Source organism: Spirillospora sp. NPDC049652 (genome assembly GCF_040675125.1).
GTDB lineage: Bacteria > Actinomycetota > Actinomycetes > Streptosporangiales > Streptosporangiaceae > Spirillospora.
Map to the genome: position 1 here is coordinate 1 of NZ_JBFAOF010000090.1, position 14,217 is coordinate 14,217.

Below are 14,217 nucleotides of genomic sequence, written 5' to 3' on the forward strand. Positions count from 1 at the left end.
CAGGGCCCAGCCGCCGCCCCGTCCGGCCTGCGGGTACACGGGGATGCCGGCCGCCGACAGGGCCTCCAGGTCGCGGCGGGCCGTGGCGACCGAGACCTCCAGTTCGGCGGCGACCTCCGCCGCCGTCACCCGGCCGCGCGACTGCATCAGCAGCAGGACGGCCACCAGTCGATCCGCTCTCATGCCTCGAAGATGCCAGGAAAAGTGCTCATTCGATGAGCACTTTGCACGGAATCATCGTTCTCACCAGCCACCGAACGGAAGGCACGAGGACATGCTCCGCGGACTCACCACCATCAGCTTCTTCGCCCACGACGTCGCCGCCGCCCGCGACTGGTACGCCGAGCTCCTCGGCATGGGCGCCTACTTCCAGCGGCCCGAGCAGGGCGACCCGGCGTACGTGGAGTTCCGCGTCGGCGACTACCAGCACGAACTCGGCATCATCGATGCCCGGTACGCCCCGTCCGGCCGGGGCGACGACGACACCGGCGCGATCGTCTACTGGGCCGTGGACGACCTGGAGGCGACGTGGGAGCGGCTGCTGGAGATGGGGGCGACGCCGTTCGAGAAGCCGACCGAGCGCGGCCCGGGGTTCGTCACCGCCTCGGTGCGCGACCCGTTCGGCAACATCCTCGGCGTCATGGCCAACCGGCACTACATGGACGTCCTCGCGGGCCGGAAGGGCTGACCTCTGATGACCGGGAACGCGCTGGTCCTGGCCGACGCCGACGCCTGGAGGGCGTGGCTCGCCGAGCACCACGAGACCGCCCGCGACGTCTGGCTGCTGATCGCCAAGAAGCGGAGCCGCGCGAAGACCGTCACCATCGACGAGGCCCTGGACGAGGCGCTGTGCCACGGCTGGATCGACAGCCACCGCCGGTCCTTCGACGACGACCATTACCTGCAGCGCTACTCGCCGCGCGCCCGCCGGAGCCCCTGGTCCCGGATCAACGTGGCGAAGGCCGAGGCGCTGACGGCCGCCGGACGGATGCGTCCGGCCGGTCACGCCGCGATCGAGTCCGCCAAGAACGACGGCCGCTGGCCCACCCCGGCCGCCTGACCACCACCGGTCCGCGTCTGCCCGGGAGGACGGCAGGCCAAGAGGGCTCAAGCCGGGCGCCAAGGGGTGGGTGGGTTATGGCGATGGGATCGGCTTGGTGCGGCATGGGGGTTCGCGGGGGCGGGGTTCGGCGGAGTGGATGGGGGGTGGTGGGCGGTCGGGGTGGGGAGGCGGTGCGGTGCGGATCGCGGGGCCGGTCGAGCCGATGCTCGCGGCCACCGTGGACCGGATTCCGGTCGGCGAGATGGCGTTCGAGCCCAAGTGGGACGGCTTCCGGGTCCAGGTCTGGGTGGGGCCGGACGGGCGGGTGGAGCTGTACTCGCGCGCGCTGGCCCGGCTGACCGCGCTGTTCCCCGAGACGGTCGCGGCGGTCGGCCGGCAGGTTCCGGCGGGGACGGTGCTGGACGGCGAGCTGGTGCACTGGGCTCCCACGGGACGGCTCGACTTCGAGGTTCTGCAGCAGCGGCTCCGGGGCGGCGCCGGACGCGCCGCCGAGCAGGCGCGCGAGCGTCCGGTGCACGTGGTGGTGTTCGACGTGCTGGAGACGGCGGCCGAGGGGGACGTGCGCGGCCTGCCCCTGGAGCAGCGGCGGCGGTTGCTGGAGGAACTGTTCGCGGACGCGCCGCCGACCGGGCTGGCGGTGCTGACCCCGCAGACCGCGGACCGGGGCGAGGCCGAGCTCTGGCTTGAGGTGCTGACCAGCCAGGGCATCGAGGGCCTCGTGATCAAGCCGCTCGGCGGCGCCTACCTGCCGGGCCGGCGGCGCTGGTTCAAGCTGAAGCGCCGGTGGACGGTCCTGGCGATCGCGGGCGGGTTCCTCGGTCCGTTCGACGCGCCGGCCGGGCTGGTGATCGGACGCGTCTTCCCGGACGGGCGGCTGCGCATCACCGGACGCACCACGGCCCCGGCGGCAGGGCTGCGGACCGAGCTGGCGGCCGAACTGGTCGCGCGGTACCCCGCGCCGCCGGAGCATCCGTGGCCGGAGCGGCTGGCCCCGAACTGGCACTCCGAGCAGCCCGAGCCGATCCTGTACCACCGGATCCGGCCGGACCTGGTGGTCGAGGTGTCGGTGGACGTCGCCACCGAACGCGGCCAGCGCTGGCGGCACGTGGCCCGGCTGCTCGACGTCCGCGGCGACCTCGACCCGCTGGACGTGCCGCACGGCCTCGACCTGGAGTGAGCCGGACGGGCATCCGACTCGTCCGAGTTCGGGGCACATGGGGGATCCGGGCCATCATTTGACCACTCCGAGTAATCAGTCCGTGGCTAGATGCATATGGTCGGGTGCATGAGAGATCTACGCACACGCAAGTACCACCAGTGGTTCCAGGGGGCCGACGCGGACGGCGACGGCCTCCTCGCGCGCGGGGATCTGATGCGGATCGCCGAGCGGGCCGTGGCCGTCCAGGGCGTCCCGCCCAACTCGCCGCACGCCCGGCAGCTGAACGAGTCGATGGACTGGTTCTGGGTCGGGGTCATCGCCCCCTACGACCGCAACGGCGACGACCAGGTGAACCGCGCGGAGATGACCGAGGGGTTCATGGCCGCCCTGACCGACCGGTCCCGCTACACCCAGCAGATCAAGTGGATCGCCGACCTCATCTTCGACCTCGGGGACGCCGACCGCGACGGGAGGATCTCGCTGGCGGAGTTCAGCCAGGTCTTCGCGGCGGGCATGCAGATCCCCAGCACCGACTGCGCCCTCGTCTTCAACCAGCTCGACCTGGACGGGTCGGGCACGCTGGGCCGCACGCAGTACCACGACGCCGTCATCGAGTTCTTCTACGGGGACGACCCCGACGCGGCCGCCAACCACCTCTTCGGACGGATCTTCAACTGACGCGCCGCGCCGGGCGGCGCTCCGGACGTTGCTCCGGGCGGTGCTCCGGGTCGCGGCGGCCGATGATCGCGCCCATGCCGCCGGTGGCGTTCACCAGGGCGATGAGCATCACGAGGTCGGCCAGTTCCGCGTGGCCGTAGTGCTCGGCGGCGTCCGTCCAGGTCCCGTCGGAGGCGGCGGCGCCCGCGGCGATGCGGGCGCCCTGCTCGGCGAGTTCCAGGGCCGCGCGCTCGGCCGGGGTGAACACCGCCGCGTCGCGCCAGGCCGCGACCTGGGCGATGCGGGCGGCGCTCTCCCCGGCCCGCGCGGCGTGCCGGCTCCACATGCCGGCGGCGCGGGTGTCGCCGTTGAGCTGGCTCGCGCGCAGCAGCACGAGGTTCTGGACCGAGGCCGGCAGCGTCGACTGCTCCAGGACCGTCCTGATCGCCGGACCGAGGTGGTCGGCGATCTCGGCGGTGGCCGCCGGGTCGCCGATGAGACGCACATGAGCCGCCATGTCGCACTCCTTGTGTCGGTAGCCGTCGTACAGAAGATGGCTACGGCCCGGGAGATGTGACATGCGGGCGCGTGGCGTCCGCCACACGGCGCGGGGCGGGTCAGGCGGGGGCGGCGCGCAGGGGGTTGGCGAGGGCGCGCTTCTCGTAGTCGAGCGCGAGCTCCTCGGGCATGGCGGCGAGGTCGGAGCAGCGGACGAAGTCGCGCAGCGTGGTGCCGGTGCAGGCGGCGTCCACGTTCGGCGCGCCGCGGCGGGCGCGGACGTCGTCCAGGTGGACGGTGCGGAAGTCGATGCTGAAGCGCGTCCGGCCGGAGGTGTTCGGGACGGTCGAGTGGAACTGCGCGCCGGAGAAGACCAGCAGGCCGCCCGCTTCGGGCACCACCCGGATCTGCGGGTCCAGCTCGACCGGCTCCTCGGCCTTCGGCTGTTCGCGGGTGTCGGTGCCGATGTGCCGGGCGGCCGTGCGGCGGCTCGTCCGGTTCCACTCGGCGTAGTCGTAGCGCGCGCTGCCGTTCAGGACCGGGCGGTCGAAGTAGCGCGGGTGGAAGGCCATCGCGTTCTCCGGGACGATCCCGAAGACCGGGATCCACCAGTTGACCTGGTTGAACGGGGCGGAGTACCAGCAGTCCCGGTGCGGGTGGAAGGCGTAGGAGATACCGGTCGTGAGGTAGTCGCCGGACGTGGAGGTCCGCAGCCGCGGCACGTCGAAGTAGGTGCGGGACGGGTCGCAGCCCATCTCCGCCAGCAGCTCGGGCAGCAGGGCCCGGCAGCGCGGATGGTGGATGAAGCGGGGCTTGAGCTCCGCCAGGAGGGCGGCGAACGCGCCGACCTCCATCTCGTGCTGCGCCGTCTCCGGGTCGCGGCCGCCGAACGCCTCGTCGATCAGCTCGCGCGCGAACCCGATCAGCGCCCGGGACGCCGGAGTGGCCGAGTAGACGAACACCTCGCCCTGGAAGAGCAGCCCCCGCCGCGTGTCGTCGTCCAGCACGGCATTGGAGAACACCGAACTCACCGTTGAACGCCCCCTTGCCCCCGTGAACCGTCGTTCCGGACGAATATCGCTCATGGTCCGGCGGATCGCTGCGGTGCGGGCGGCAGATGACCAGAACAGGACGTGCGGAATCACCTTTCGTAACGGGTTTCACTTTTCCCGTAACCGCATGGGCCCGGGGCGTCAGGTGTGTTCGGAGATGAGGGTCGCGCGGGTGCCGGGTTCGAGGGCCTGGAAGGTGTGGGGGAGGTCGCCCGGATAGGCGATGTAGTCGCCGGGGGCGAGCTCGACGGGATCGTCCAGGAGGCCGACGAGGGCGCGTCCGGTGCTGAGGACGACGTGCTCGACGACGCCGGGCATGTGGGGGTCGGACACGCGGGGCGGGCCGGGCTCTGCGGTGATCTGGTAGACGTCGCGGCGGGCGCCGGGAGGGCAGGACGCGAGGACGGTCGCGCGGTAGTCGGCGCGGTCGGCGGTCAGCGACGGCCCCTCGCCCGCGCGGATCACCTGGACGCGCGGGACGGGCTGCGCGACGAGCTGGGCGAACGGGACGTCCAGCGCGACGGCGAGCGCCCACAGGGTCTCGACGCTCGGGTTGCCCGCGCCCGACTCCAGCTGGGACAGCGTGGACTTGGCGACCCCGGCGCGGCGGGCGACCTCGGTCAGCGACAGGCCGCCGCGGGCGCGTTCGCGGCGCAGCGCGGCGGCGATGAACTCCATCGGCGGACGGGCGGTCTGCTCGCTCATGGGCGTTCATCCTAGTGAACATGGTTCGATTTGACGAACACGCCCGGATCGTTCATTTTGGACTACGTGCGTTCGATATGGAGAACAGTCGACCGGGACATCGCGCTGGTGTGCCTGGCCGTGGGTGTGACCTCGGTGTCCTACGGCGCGGTCTCGGTCGCGTCCGGGCTGCCCTTCTGGTTCCCGGTGGTGATGGGGACGCTGGTCCTCGCCGGATCGTCGGAGTTCCTGTTCGTCGGGATCGTCGGCGCGGGCGGCTCGCCGATCGCGGCGGCCCTGGCCGGGCTGCTGGTCAACGCCCGGCACCTCCCCTACGGGCTGGCGCTGCCGGACGTCCTCGGCGGCGGGTGGCGGCGGGCGCTCGGCGTCCACCTGATGAACGACGAGTCGGTCGTGTTCGCGCTCACCCGCAAGGAGGGCGCGGCGCGGTCCTACTGGACGTGCGGCTTCGGCGTCCTGCTGTGCTGGCCGCTCGGGGCGCTGCTCGGCGCGGGCGTCGGCTCGACGGTCAGCGACCCGGACGCGTTCGGGCTGGACGCGATGTTCCCGGTCGTGATCCTCGCGCTGATCCTGCCGTCGCTGCGGGACAAGGGGACGCGGCGTCCGGCGCTGCTGGGCGCGGTCATCGCGCTCGTGTGCGTGCCACTGCTGCCCGTCGGGCTCCCGCTGCTGGCCAGCCTCGCCGCGCTCGCGGCGCTGCCGCTGCTCGGCGGGCGGAACACCGAACCGAGCCAGGGCGCAGATCCGGGGCGGGACGTTGATCCGGGGCAGGACACCGAGCCGGGTCAGGGCGTCGGGTCGAGACAGGGCGTCCAGCCGGGTCAGGGCGTGGAGTCGGGTCAGGGCGTGGAGTCGGGTCAGGGCGTGGAGTCGGGTCAGGGCGTGGAGCGGGGGCGGGCATGATCGTCGTTTCGATGCTCGCCCTGGCCGCCGGGACGTACCTGCTGCGCCTGTCCGGGCCGCTGCTGCGGACCCGGATCACCTTCCCGCCGAGCTTCGAGCGGCTGCTCGACGCGTCCGCGGTCGTGCTGCTGACCGCGCTGGTCGCGGTCACCGCGCTGACCGAGGGCGACGGACCGGCGGACGCCGCGCGTCCCATCGGCGTGCTGGTCGGGGGCGTCCTGGCGTGGCGGAAGGCGTCGTTCATGGTCGCCGTCCTCGCCGCCGCCGCCACGACGGCCGTGCTCCGGCTGCTGTGACCCGCGCGTGTGACCCGGGCGAAGGCGGCCCTGGACGAGCGGGCGTCCGACAAGAGTGCGGGCGCGGGTTTGTCGCATGCCGCATTGCCGCGGGTCACGCGGACGCCGAAGGATCAAGGCATGAGGCGTTTCGCGAGTGTGGACGAGTTCGCCGCCGCCAAGGGCGAGCACCTGGGGTACAGCCCGTGGCGGACGGTGGAGCAGCGGCAGATCGACCTGTTCGCCGAGGCGACCGACGACCGGCAGTGGATCCACGTCGATCCCGAGCGGGCCAAGGACGGCCCGTTCGGCACCACGATCGCGCACGGCTACCTGACGTTGTCGCTGGTCAGCGCGTTCATGCCGGAGATCTTCCACATCGACGGGCTGTCCATGGGCGTGAACGTCGGGCTGAACCGGGTGCGGTTCCCGGCGCCGGTGAAGGTCGGGTCGCGGATCCGCGGCGGCGCGCAGCTGATGGACATCAAGAACTCCCCGGCCGGACGGCTGTCGACGGTCAAGCTGACGGTCGAGGTCGAAGGCGAGCGCCGCGCCGCCTGCGTCGCCGAGACGCTCTCCCTGTACGTCCCGTAGGACGCCGGGCGGGCGGCCGTGGTGATCGCCGGTGCGCTAGCGTCCCCGGGGTGAGTGATCTGGACGGGCTGCCCCGGGTGGAGTTCGCGTTTCCGGGTCCGCTGCGCGACAAGCTCGTGGCCGCGGTCCTGTCCGGCGCGAAGACGAGCACCACCGGCCTCGTGGCCGCCTACGAGGCCGAGGGCGAGCCGCTGCCCGAGGTCGGGCGGCGGGGCGTCGTGGTCGACTCGGCCGAGCGGGACGTGGCGGTGCTGGAGACGGTCGCGGTGGACACCGTCCGGCTGGCGGACGTCGGCTGGGAGCACGCCCGGGACGAGGGCGAGGGCCACCGGTCGGTCGCCGAGTGGCGGGCGGCGCACGAGGACTTCTGGCACGGCGCGGAGGTGCGCGCCGCGATGGGCGACCCTGGCTTCACCGTGGACGATGACACCCTCGTGGTGGTCCAGCGTTTCCGGCTCGTGCGGACGCTGGACGACCACGGGCGGTTCGAGCCCGCGCGGACGTCCACCGAGCGCAACACGCTGGCCGGGTTCCTCGACTGGCAGCGCGCCACCCTCGCGATGAAGTGCGAGGGCCTCGACGCCGAGCAGCTCCGGCGCAGGGCGCTGCCTCCCTCGGAACTGTCGCTGCTCGGACTCGTCCGGCACATGGCCGAGGTCGAGCACGGCTGGTTCCGCGGAGTGGTCTGCGGCGAGAGCGGCGGCGGGCTCTGGCCGCGGACCGGCGACGGCGAGAGCACCGACTTCGACGTGGACGACGCGGACCCGGACGAGATGTTCGCGGCGTGGCGCGCCGAGTGCGACAACTCGCGCGCCGTGGTCGCGGCTCGGGAGCTGGACCAGGCCGTCCGCTGGCGGGACGAGACGTACTCGGTCCGCTGGGTCGTCACGCACATGATCGAGGAGTACGCGCGCCACAACGGGCACGCCGACCTGCTCCGCGAGCACATCGACGGCGTCACCGGCGAGTGACGCGCGCCGGCCCCGCTCAGGGCGGCACCGCGTCCGCGGGACGGGCCTCGGCCGCGCGGTTGCCGAGGTTCCACAGCAGCGTCTCGGGGACGCCGGTGAGTTGGACGCTGGTGAGTTCGGCCTTCACCGGTCCACGGTGACCGGGGTCCCGTCGATCGCGCCGCGCAGCACCTCGGCGTGCCCGTTGTGCCGGGCGTACTCCTCGATCATGTGGCAGAGGATCCAGCGCAGCGAGACCGCGCCGCGCCTCGGGTGGACGCCGGTCGCGTCCAGGCCGGGCGCGGCGGCGACGATCGCGCGGGACCGCGCGCACTCCTCGTACCAGGCGTCGTAGGCGGCCTCGGCGGGGCCGTCGAACCCGAAGTCGTCGCCGGGGAACCGGGACCACCGCAGCTGCACGTCCTCACCTGCGAAGACGCGGCGGAACCAGGCTCGTTCGACCTCCGCCATGTGCCCGACGAGACCGGCGAGGGTGAGCGCCGAGGGGGCGGCGGCCGGAGCCGCCATCCGCTCGTCGGCCAGCCCGGCGCACACCATCGCGAGCGCGTCCCGCTGCCCTTCGAGAGCGGCGACGAGCGTCGCGCGCTCGCCGTCCGCCCCGCCGCCGGTTCCGTCCACCCCGCCAGCCTATTGCCGGACGTGCGCCGGACCGCCACGCTGTGATCAGCGCGGACCGACGCCAGGGAGGCGCGATGGACCTCTACGAGACGGCCTACCTGTGCGGAGGCGCCGACCGCGTCGCGCTCGTCGCCCTCGTCCGGGCGGCTCAGGACGACGTCATCAAGATCGCCCTGGCACGGCACCGGGTCACGGCCGCATCGCCGGCTCCCCCGGACGGGGACGCCGATCCGATGACGGCCGTGGTGCTGGCCGCGATCCCCTCCTCGGGCGCCCTGCTCGGTGAGGTCAGGCGGCTGGTGGCCGGGTCGGACGCGGTCGCGGGCATCCGTGAGGAACTGGTGGCGCGGGGCCTGCTGCGCGGACGGTTCCGCACCTCACGCGGACGCCGCGCGCGGACGGACCTCGATCCCGCGACGCCGCTGGAGCGGGTGGCGGTGCTCGGGGAGGCGGGGATCGCGGACGAGCGGCTGCGCACGACGTTCGCCACGTCCGACCCGGACCTCTCGGGCGTCCGCTGGCTCCGCCGCCATCCGCTGGGGAACGGGCGCGGGTACGGCGAGTACGACCCGCCCGACGGCAACGCTTCCGGATACGGAGCGGACGGCGGCGGCGGGAGCGGCGGCGGCTGGTGAGCCCGGCGCACAGGGCGTGAGACGACCGTCAGGCGGGGCGTGAGACGACCGTCACGCGGCTCGGGCCGTTGACCTCAACCATTGTTGAGGTCGCAGAGTGGACCGCGTCGTCCCGGTCGTCGGGGCGCGCGACCACTGGAGGCGCAGCGATGGGCGAGACCCCCCGCGATCCGCACCGACCGCCGTCCGAAGCCCCGCCGCTGCGGGTCGCGGCGATCATCGGCAGCACCCGGCCCGGCCGGTACGGCCCGACGATCGCCGACTGGTTCACCGGGGTGGCCCGGTCCCGGGACGACATGGAAACCGAGGTCATCGACCTCGCCGAGACCATGCCGCCGGCGGAGGGCGCACCCCGTCCCCCGGCGGCCGAGGCGGCGCACGCGTTCGCCGAGGCGACCGGGAAGCTGGCCCGCGCGGACGCGTTCGTGGTGGTCACGCCCGAGTACAACCACAGCTTCCCGGGCGGGCTGAAGGAGTTCATCGACGCGCACCGGACGCAGTGGGAGGCCAAGCCCGTCGCGTTCGTGTCGTACGGCGGGATGTCGGGCGGGCTGCGCGCGGTCGAGCACCTGCGCCAGGTGTTCGCCGAACTGCACGCCACGACCGTCCGGAACGTGGTCAGCGTGCACAACCCGTGGACGACGTTCGACGCCGCCTGCCCGGACGCGCGCGCCGCCGCCCACCGGATGCTGGACCAGCTCGGCTGGTGGGGCGGCGCGCTGCGCGACGCCCGCTCCGTCCGCCCGTACGTGGGGGCCTGACGATGGCCGCCACGATGACGCGCGGCGGGACCGGCGCCGCGACGCCGCGCGCGACCCGGCCGATGACGCTCGCGCTGGTCCTGGTGCTCGGCGGGGTGATGGTCTCGCTCGACACCACGGTCGTGAACGTCGCGATCAACCGGCTGTCCCAGACGTTCGACGCCTCGCTCGCGACGATCCAGTGGATCGCCACCGGGTACTCGCTGGCGCTCGGCGCGATGGTGCCGACGGCGGCGTGGGCCGTCGGGCGGTTCGGGGCGAAGCGGCTTTACCTGACGGCCGTCACGGCGTTCGTCCTCGGCTCGGTGCTGGCCGGGCTGGCCTGGAACGTCCCGTCGATGATCGCGTTCCGGGTGGTGCAGGGCCTGGCGGGCGGGCTGGTGATGCCCGCCGGCATGACCATCCTGATCCGCGCGGCGAAGCCGGAGGAGCTCGGCAAGCTGATGGGCACCAACGGGCTGGCGATCCTCGTCGGCCCGCTCGCCGGGCCCGCGCTCGGCGGCTGGCTGATCGACCAGGTGTCGTGGCGCTGGATGTTCTTCATCAACCTGCCGGTCGGGCTGGCGATCCTGCTGCTGGCCGGACGGCTGTTCCCCGCCGACGTCCCCGGCACGCGGCGCGCGCTGGACGTCCCCGGGCTGCTGCTGCTCTCCCCCGGCCTCGCCGCGCTGATCTACGGCGTGACCCGGTTCGGGGACGGCGCGTCCGGCGCGGCCGCGTTCGGGTGGATCGCGGCCGGGCTCGCGCTGGCGGCCGCGTTCGCGGTCCGGGCGCGGTTCGCCGCGCATCCGCTCATCGACCTGCGGCTCTTCCGGACGCGGACGTTCTCCGCCGCGACCGGCACGATGGCGGTGTTCTGCGCGGGCTACTTCGGCACGATGATCCTGGCCCCGCTGTACTTCCAGCTCGTGCGCGGCGAGTCCGCGACGGTCGCCGGGCTGCTGGCGATGCCGGCCGCGTTCGCGTCCGGGACGGCCATGCAGGTCGCCGGGCGGCTGGCGGACCGGATCGGGCCCGGGCGGATCGTCCCGGTGTCGGTCCTGGTCGCCGCGTCCGGGTTCGCGCTGCTGCTCGTCCAGCTCACCGCGGACGCCTCCTACTGGGGCCTCGCGGGCGCGACGATGCTCATCGGCGCGGGCGGCGGCGCGACGATCATGCCCGCGATGACGGCCGCGACCCGCGGCGTATCGCACGACCAGGCGCCCGCCGCGAGCACCACCGTCAACCTGGTGACGACCACCATGGCGGCGGTCGGGACGGCGTCGGCCAGCGCGCTGCTGTCGGCCCGCTTGCCGGACGGCGGGATCCAGGCCGTCCACCGCATGGCCGGAGCCGTCCGCGAGGACGCGGCGCCGACCCTCGCGCACGCCTTCCAGCTCACCTACTACCTCCCGCTCACGCTGGTCGTGGCCGCTCTCGTGCCCGCCCTGCTGATCCACCGCCGTTCGACCGAGAAGGAGTCCTCATGAAGGTCCGCGTCGAGATGACCGAGGACATCGCGTGCGCCTGGTCCGCCCTGGCCCACGCCCGGCTGGAGAACGCGCTGGAGCGGTTCCGCGCCGAGGGCGGTGAAGCGGAGGTCGTCTACCGGCCGTTCCAGATCGTCCCGGACGCGCCGACCGCCGGAGAGCCGCTCGCCGAGGTGCACCGGCGCGTGTTCGGCCCGGAGGCGAAGCGCAACACCGACCGGATGGCCGCGCTCGCCGCGCGCGACGGGTTCACGATGCGGTTCGACCGCGCGGTGTTCGCCAACACCCTCGACGCGCACGGGCTGGTCGCGGCCGCCGCCCTGCACGGGAAGGGCGAGGAGGCGGCCCGGCGGATGTTCCGCGCGTACTTCGGCGACGGCCTCAACGTCGCCGACCGGACGGTCCTGGCCGAGGTGGCGGAGGAGCTCGGCGTCCCGTGGCGGCCGGACGACCTCACCGGCGAGGTCCGCGAGGCGATCGGACGGGTGCGCGCGGAGGGGGTGACGAGCGTGCCGCGCTTCGTCATCGGTGACCGGACGCTACCGCCCGGCGCGCCGTCCACCGACGACCTGCTCACCGCCATGCGCGCCGCCGCTCAGACGGCGGGCGGCGGGTCGCGCTGAGGCCGCCGGATCAGTGCCGGGACGCGGGCGGGATGTTGTGGTTCAGCCGGAACAGGTTGGACGGGTCGTACTCGGCCTTCAGCCTCGTCAGCCGGTCGTGGTCACCCGGCTCGTAAGCCGCCCGGACGTTCTCGACCGTCGCGTTCGCGCCGTACAGGAAGTTGAGCGCGTGACCCAGCTTCCACGGCGCGACCGTGGCGTCCAGGCGGTCGTGGAGGTCTCGCACGCCGTCCGCCGTCGCGTCGCGCCGCAGCGGGGACAGGAAGGCGACCAGGTGGGCGGCGTCGCGGTGGCCGACGGCGCTCGGGACCTCCGGGGCCTTGGCCATCGCGCCGCCGAGGTGGCGGATCTCCATGATCCGCGGGGCGTCCGAGCCGCCCGGGCCGGTGATGGCCAGCGCCTCGTCCACGGCGCTCTGCGGCAGCTCTCCTACCAGCGCGTGGGTGGCGTGGTACCCCATCGGGACGTCCGGTTCATTGTGGATCGTTCCGACCTCCGCGTACGGCATCTCCCGGACGTCGTCGACCAGCCGGGGCGCGACCTCGCGCAGCGGCGCGACGAGGCGCTCGCCCGCCGCCGCGTCGCCCAGGTAGGCGATCCGGACGTGCGCGACGTGCCGCCCGCGCAGCGGCTCGGGCACCCCCGGCACGTCGGGTAGCGGGATGAGAGCGACCGACGAGTTCATCTCGTCCGGGACGCTCGCCGTCCACTCGCGGTAGGCCGCGAGGACCGCCGGGACGTGCTCGGCGTCGAAGTAGAGGCCGCCGCCGTAGAGCCGGTCCAGCGGGAACAGGCCGAACTCGACGGCGGTCACGACGCCGAAGTTGGCGCGGCCGCCGCGCAGGGCCCAGAACAGGTCCGGGTCGGACTCGGCGGTGACGCGCCGCAGCGCGCCGTCCGCGGTGACGGCCTCGATCGCCCGGACGTGGTCGGAGGCGTGCCCGACCGTCCGGCCGAGGATGGAGATCCCGCCGCCGAGCAGGTAGGACACCACGCCGACACCCGGCGCGGAGCCGTTCGCCCCGGCCAGGCCGTGGGGCGCGGCGGCGCGGACGACGTCCCCCCAGCGCGCGCCCGCTTCGACGCGGGCCGTGCGGGTGGCGGGGTCCACGGTGACGCCGGTCAGGGCGCGCGTGCTGACCAGCAGGCCGCCGTCCGCGGGGAGCGGGAGGCCGTGGCCGGTGTTCTGCACCGCGACCGGGAGCCCGCGTCCCACCGCGTGCCGCACGGCGGCCACCACGTCGGACGCCCCGGACGCGACCGCCACCACCTCCGGGCGGTGCCACCCGGACAGCTGGAAGCCGCCGCGCGCCTCGTCGTATCCGTCGTCCGCGCTGGTCAGGACAGGTCCGTGGAAGTCCGGAATCGTCATCGCCGTTCCCTTCTCGCTTGCTCACCTCCCAGCCTGCTCCGCGATGATCCATAAGTCCAAGACACGTTTTTTCTGTCAGTCAGAAGCGTCGCTTATGGAGAGCGGGGCGAGCACCGGGTTGCGGACGTGCTCGAAGACCACCGACGTCCGGAACCCGGCGACCTCCGGCCGCTTGCTCAGCCGGTCCAGCAGCATCGCGTGCAGGTCGTCCAGGTCCCGGACGGCGACGTGCAGCACCAGGTCGTCACCGCCCGCCACCATGAACACGCCGATCACCTCGGGCAGCGTGCTCACGTACGCGATCGCGGCGTCGATGACCGCGCGGCTCAGCGGCCGGATCTGCAGCGCCACCAGCGCCTGCACGCCCCGGTCGAGCGCCTTGAGGTCGATGTCGGCGTGGTAGCCGCGGATCACGCCGCGCCGGGTCAGCGCGCGCACCCGCTCCAGGCAGGTGGACGGCGCGACGCCGACCACGCGGGCGAGCTCCCGGTTGGAGATCCGAGCGTTCGCCTGGAGAATCCGCACGATTTCCGAATCAAGTTCGTCCATGCCCGCGATTCTGGCCTTTTTCCGGCCGGACGTTCGGCGGGAGCGCCACCGGGCCGTCCGAATGCCTACCTTCATGGCGAAATCTCGGACATCTCAGGGAGTGCTCGTTGACCACCGTCCAGGAGCCCGCGTCCGCCCTTCCCGCCCCCCGGCGGGGCGGGCTCGGAGTCGGCACCGGCACCGCGCTGCTGACCGGCGCGGTGCTCGGCCCCGGCGTCCTCGCGCTGCCGCACCTCGCCGCCGCCGCGGCCGGACCCGCCGCGATCCTCGCGTGGGCCGCGCTGCTCGCGCTCAGCGCCCCGGTCGCGCTGAC

19 protein-coding genes and 1 pseudogene are annotated in these 14,217 nt (G+C 73.5%); 13 read left to right on the plus strand and 7 right to left on the minus strand.

Translation table 11 applies throughout. The features are described from left to right. A partial coding sequence (locus AB0J52_RS09205) for a helix-turn-helix transcriptional regulator (RefSeq protein WP_500181061.1) occupies positions 1-183 on the minus strand: 183 nt, incomplete at its 3' end. Positions 184-274: 91 nt separating this feature from the next. On the opposite strand from AB0J52_RS09205, the gene AB0J52_RS09210 reads away from it, so the two are divergent. From AB0J52_RS09210 to AB0J52_RS09225, 4 genes are all read left to right on the plus strand, one after another. Next, positions 275-688 (plus strand): VOC family protein, encoded by a 414-nt coding sequence (locus AB0J52_RS09210; protein WP_500181062.1) that lies wholly within the window; start codon positions 275-277, stop codon positions 686-688. Positions 689-694: 6 nt separating this feature from the next. Then, on the plus strand, positions 695-1,060 hold the full coding sequence (locus AB0J52_RS09215; RefSeq protein ID WP_500181063.1) for a YdeI/OmpD-associated family protein: 366 nt from the start codon (positions 695-697) through the stop codon (positions 1,058-1,060). A 178-nt stretch (positions 1,061-1,238) separates the two neighbouring features. After that, positions 1,239-2,240: an ATP-dependent DNA ligase gene (locus AB0J52_RS09220; protein ID WP_500181064.1), complete on the plus strand. Its 1,002-nt coding sequence runs from the start codon at positions 1,239-1,241 to the stop codon at positions 2,238-2,240. A 108-nt stretch (positions 2,241-2,348) separates the two neighbouring features. After that, positions 2,349-2,900, plus strand: a complete 552-nt coding sequence (locus AB0J52_RS09225) for an EF-hand domain-containing protein (protein WP_500181065.1) — start codon at positions 2,349-2,351, stop codon at positions 2,898-2,900. Here AB0J52_RS09225 and AB0J52_RS09230 read toward each other — a convergent pair. The 3 genes from AB0J52_RS09230 to AB0J52_RS09240 all read right to left on the minus strand — a co-directional run bounded on the left by AB0J52_RS09230 (position 2,893) and on the right by AB0J52_RS09240 (position 5,134). Further along, positions 2,893-3,396: a carboxymuconolactone decarboxylase family protein gene (locus AB0J52_RS09230; RefSeq protein ID WP_500181066.1), complete on the minus strand. Its 504-nt coding sequence runs from the start codon at positions 3,394-3,396 to the stop codon at positions 2,893-2,895. The two genes, AB0J52_RS09225 and AB0J52_RS09230, sit on opposite strands and share 8 nt — an antisense overlap. Positions 3,397-3,496: 100 nt before the next feature. Further along, complete coding sequence (locus AB0J52_RS09235; RefSeq protein WP_500181067.1) at positions 3,497-4,399, minus strand: hypothetical protein; 903 nt, start codon at positions 4,397-4,399, stop codon at positions 3,497-3,499. 171 nt (positions 4,400-4,570) lie between these two features. Further along, complete coding sequence (locus tag AB0J52_RS09240; RefSeq protein ID WP_500181068.1) at positions 4,571-5,134, minus strand: helix-turn-helix domain-containing protein; 564 nt, start codon at positions 5,132-5,134, stop codon at positions 4,571-4,573. Positions 5,135-5,200: 66 nt separating this feature from the next. Between AB0J52_RS09240 and AB0J52_RS09245 the strand changes: the two genes are divergently transcribed. From AB0J52_RS09245 to AB0J52_RS09260, 4 genes are all read left to right on the plus strand, one after another. Beyond that, on the plus strand, positions 5,201-6,037 hold the full coding sequence (locus AB0J52_RS09245; RefSeq protein WP_500181069.1) for an AzlC family ABC transporter permease: 837 nt from the start codon (positions 5,201-5,203) through the stop codon (positions 6,035-6,037). Continuing rightward, positions 6,034-6,333, plus strand: coding sequence for an AzlD domain-containing protein (locus AB0J52_RS09250; RefSeq protein WP_500181070.1), 300 nt, complete (start codon positions 6,034-6,036; stop codon positions 6,331-6,333). Before AB0J52_RS09245 ends, AB0J52_RS09250 begins: the two co-directional genes overlap by 4 nt. 120 nt (positions 6,334-6,453) lie before the next feature. Continuing rightward, entirely contained in the window at positions 6,454-6,906 is a 453-nt protein-coding gene (locus AB0J52_RS09255) for a MaoC family dehydratase (RefSeq protein ID WP_500181071.1), read from the plus strand. Between the two features lie 50 nt (positions 6,907-6,956). Beyond that, positions 6,957-7,877: a mycothiol transferase gene (locus AB0J52_RS09260; RefSeq protein ID WP_500181072.1), complete on the plus strand. Its 921-nt coding sequence runs from the start codon at positions 6,957-6,959 to the stop codon at positions 7,875-7,877. Positions 7,878-8,000: 123 nt separating this feature from the next. Here AB0J52_RS09260 and AB0J52_RS09265 read toward each other — a convergent pair whose 3' ends face one another. Next, on the minus strand, positions 8,001-8,495 hold the full coding sequence (locus AB0J52_RS09265; RefSeq protein ID WP_500181073.1) for a DinB family protein: 495 nt from the start codon (positions 8,493-8,495) through the stop codon (positions 8,001-8,003). A 41-nt stretch (positions 8,496-8,536) separates the two neighbouring features. Here AB0J52_RS09265 and AB0J52_RS09270 point away from each other — a divergent pair, with 41 nt between their 5' ends. The 4 genes from AB0J52_RS09270 to AB0J52_RS09285 all read left to right on the plus strand — a co-directional run bounded on the left by AB0J52_RS09270 (position 8,537) and on the right by AB0J52_RS09285 (position 11,983). Continuing rightward, the gene (locus tag AB0J52_RS09270; protein ID WP_500181074.1) at positions 8,537-9,130 is read left to right on the plus strand and encodes a TIGR04222 domain-containing membrane protein; all 594 of its coding nucleotides are present in this window, start codon (positions 8,537-8,539) and stop codon (positions 9,128-9,130) included. A gap of 149 nt (positions 9,131-9,279) precedes the next feature. Then, entirely contained in the window at positions 9,280-9,891 is a 612-nt protein-coding gene (locus tag AB0J52_RS09275) for an NADPH-dependent FMN reductase (protein ID WP_500181075.1), read from the plus strand. A 14-nt stretch (positions 9,892-9,905) separates the two neighbouring features. Further along, a complete protein-coding gene (locus AB0J52_RS09280; protein ID WP_500181076.1) occupies positions 9,906-11,360 on the plus strand; it encodes an MDR family MFS transporter in 1,455 nt (484 codons plus the stop codon). Next, positions 11,357-11,983 carry a DsbA family oxidoreductase gene (locus AB0J52_RS09285; protein WP_500181077.1) on the plus strand — a complete coding sequence of 209 codons (627 nt, stop codon included), beginning with the start codon at positions 11,357-11,359 and terminating at the stop codon, positions 11,981-11,983. The genes AB0J52_RS09280 and AB0J52_RS09285 overlap by 4 nt, the downstream gene beginning before the upstream one ends. A gap of 10 nt (positions 11,984-11,993) precedes the next feature. Here the strand turns inward: AB0J52_RS09285 and AB0J52_RS09290 are convergent, their stop codons facing one another. Together AB0J52_RS09290 and AB0J52_RS09295 are read right to left on the minus strand one after the other, a co-directional pair. Continuing rightward, entirely contained in the window at positions 11,994-13,355 is a 1,362-nt protein-coding gene (locus tag AB0J52_RS09290) for an FAD-binding oxidoreductase (protein ID WP_500181078.1), read from the minus strand. A 75-nt stretch (positions 13,356-13,430) separates the two neighbouring features. Beyond that, complete coding sequence (locus AB0J52_RS09295; protein WP_500181079.1) at positions 13,431-13,904, minus strand: Lrp/AsnC family transcriptional regulator; 474 nt, start codon at positions 13,902-13,904, stop codon at positions 13,431-13,433. 107 nt (positions 13,905-14,011) lie between these two features. On the opposite strand from AB0J52_RS09295, the pseudogene AB0J52_RS09300 reads away from it, so the two are divergent. Continuing rightward, positions 14,012-14,217: pseudogene (locus tag AB0J52_RS09300) on the plus strand (hypothetical protein); the annotation flags it as partial.

Bases quoted from the DNA above. Each gene is read 5' to 3' on its own strand.
- AB0J52_RS09210 (WP_500181062.1), top strand. From the start codon at position 275: ATGCTCCGCGGACTCACCACCATCAGCTTCTTCGCCCACGACGTCGCC.
- AB0J52_RS09255 (WP_500181071.1), top strand. From the start codon at position 6,454: ATGAGGCGTTTCGCGAGTGTGGACGAGTTCGCCGCCGCCAAGGGCGAG.
- AB0J52_RS09280 (WP_500181076.1), top strand. From the start codon at position 9,906: ATGACGCGCGGCGGGACCGGCGCCGCGACGCCGCGCGCGACCCGGCCG.
- AB0J52_RS09250 (WP_500181070.1), top strand. From the start codon at position 6,034: ATGATCGTCGTTTCGATGCTCGCCCTGGCCGCCGGGACGTACCTGCTG.
- AB0J52_RS09275 (WP_500181075.1), top strand. From the start codon at position 9,280: ATGGGCGAGACCCCCCGCGATCCGCACCGACCGCCGTCCGAAGCCCCG.
- AB0J52_RS09215 (WP_500181063.1), top strand. From the start codon at position 695: ATGACCGGGAACGCGCTGGTCCTGGCCGACGCCGACGCCTGGAGGGCG.
- AB0J52_RS09295 (WP_500181079.1), bottom strand. From the start codon at position 13,904: ATGGACGAACTTGATTCGGAAATCGTGCGGATTCTCCAGGCGAACGCT.
- AB0J52_RS09225 (WP_500181065.1), top strand. From the start codon at position 2,349: ATGAGAGATCTACGCACACGCAAGTACCACCAGTGGTTCCAGGGGGCC.
- AB0J52_RS09290 (WP_500181078.1), bottom strand. From the start codon at position 13,355: ATGACGATTCCGGACTTCCACGGACCTGTCCTGACCAGCGCGGACGAC.
- AB0J52_RS09240 (WP_500181068.1), bottom strand. From the start codon at position 5,134: ATGAGCGAGCAGACCGCCCGTCCGCCGATGGAGTTCATCGCCGCCGCG.
- AB0J52_RS09285 (WP_500181077.1), top strand. From the start codon at position 11,357: ATGAAGGTCCGCGTCGAGATGACCGAGGACATCGCGTGCGCCTGGTCC.
- AB0J52_RS09230 (WP_500181066.1), bottom strand. From the start codon at position 3,396: ATGGCGGCTCATGTGCGTCTCATCGGCGACCCGGCGGCCACCGCCGAG.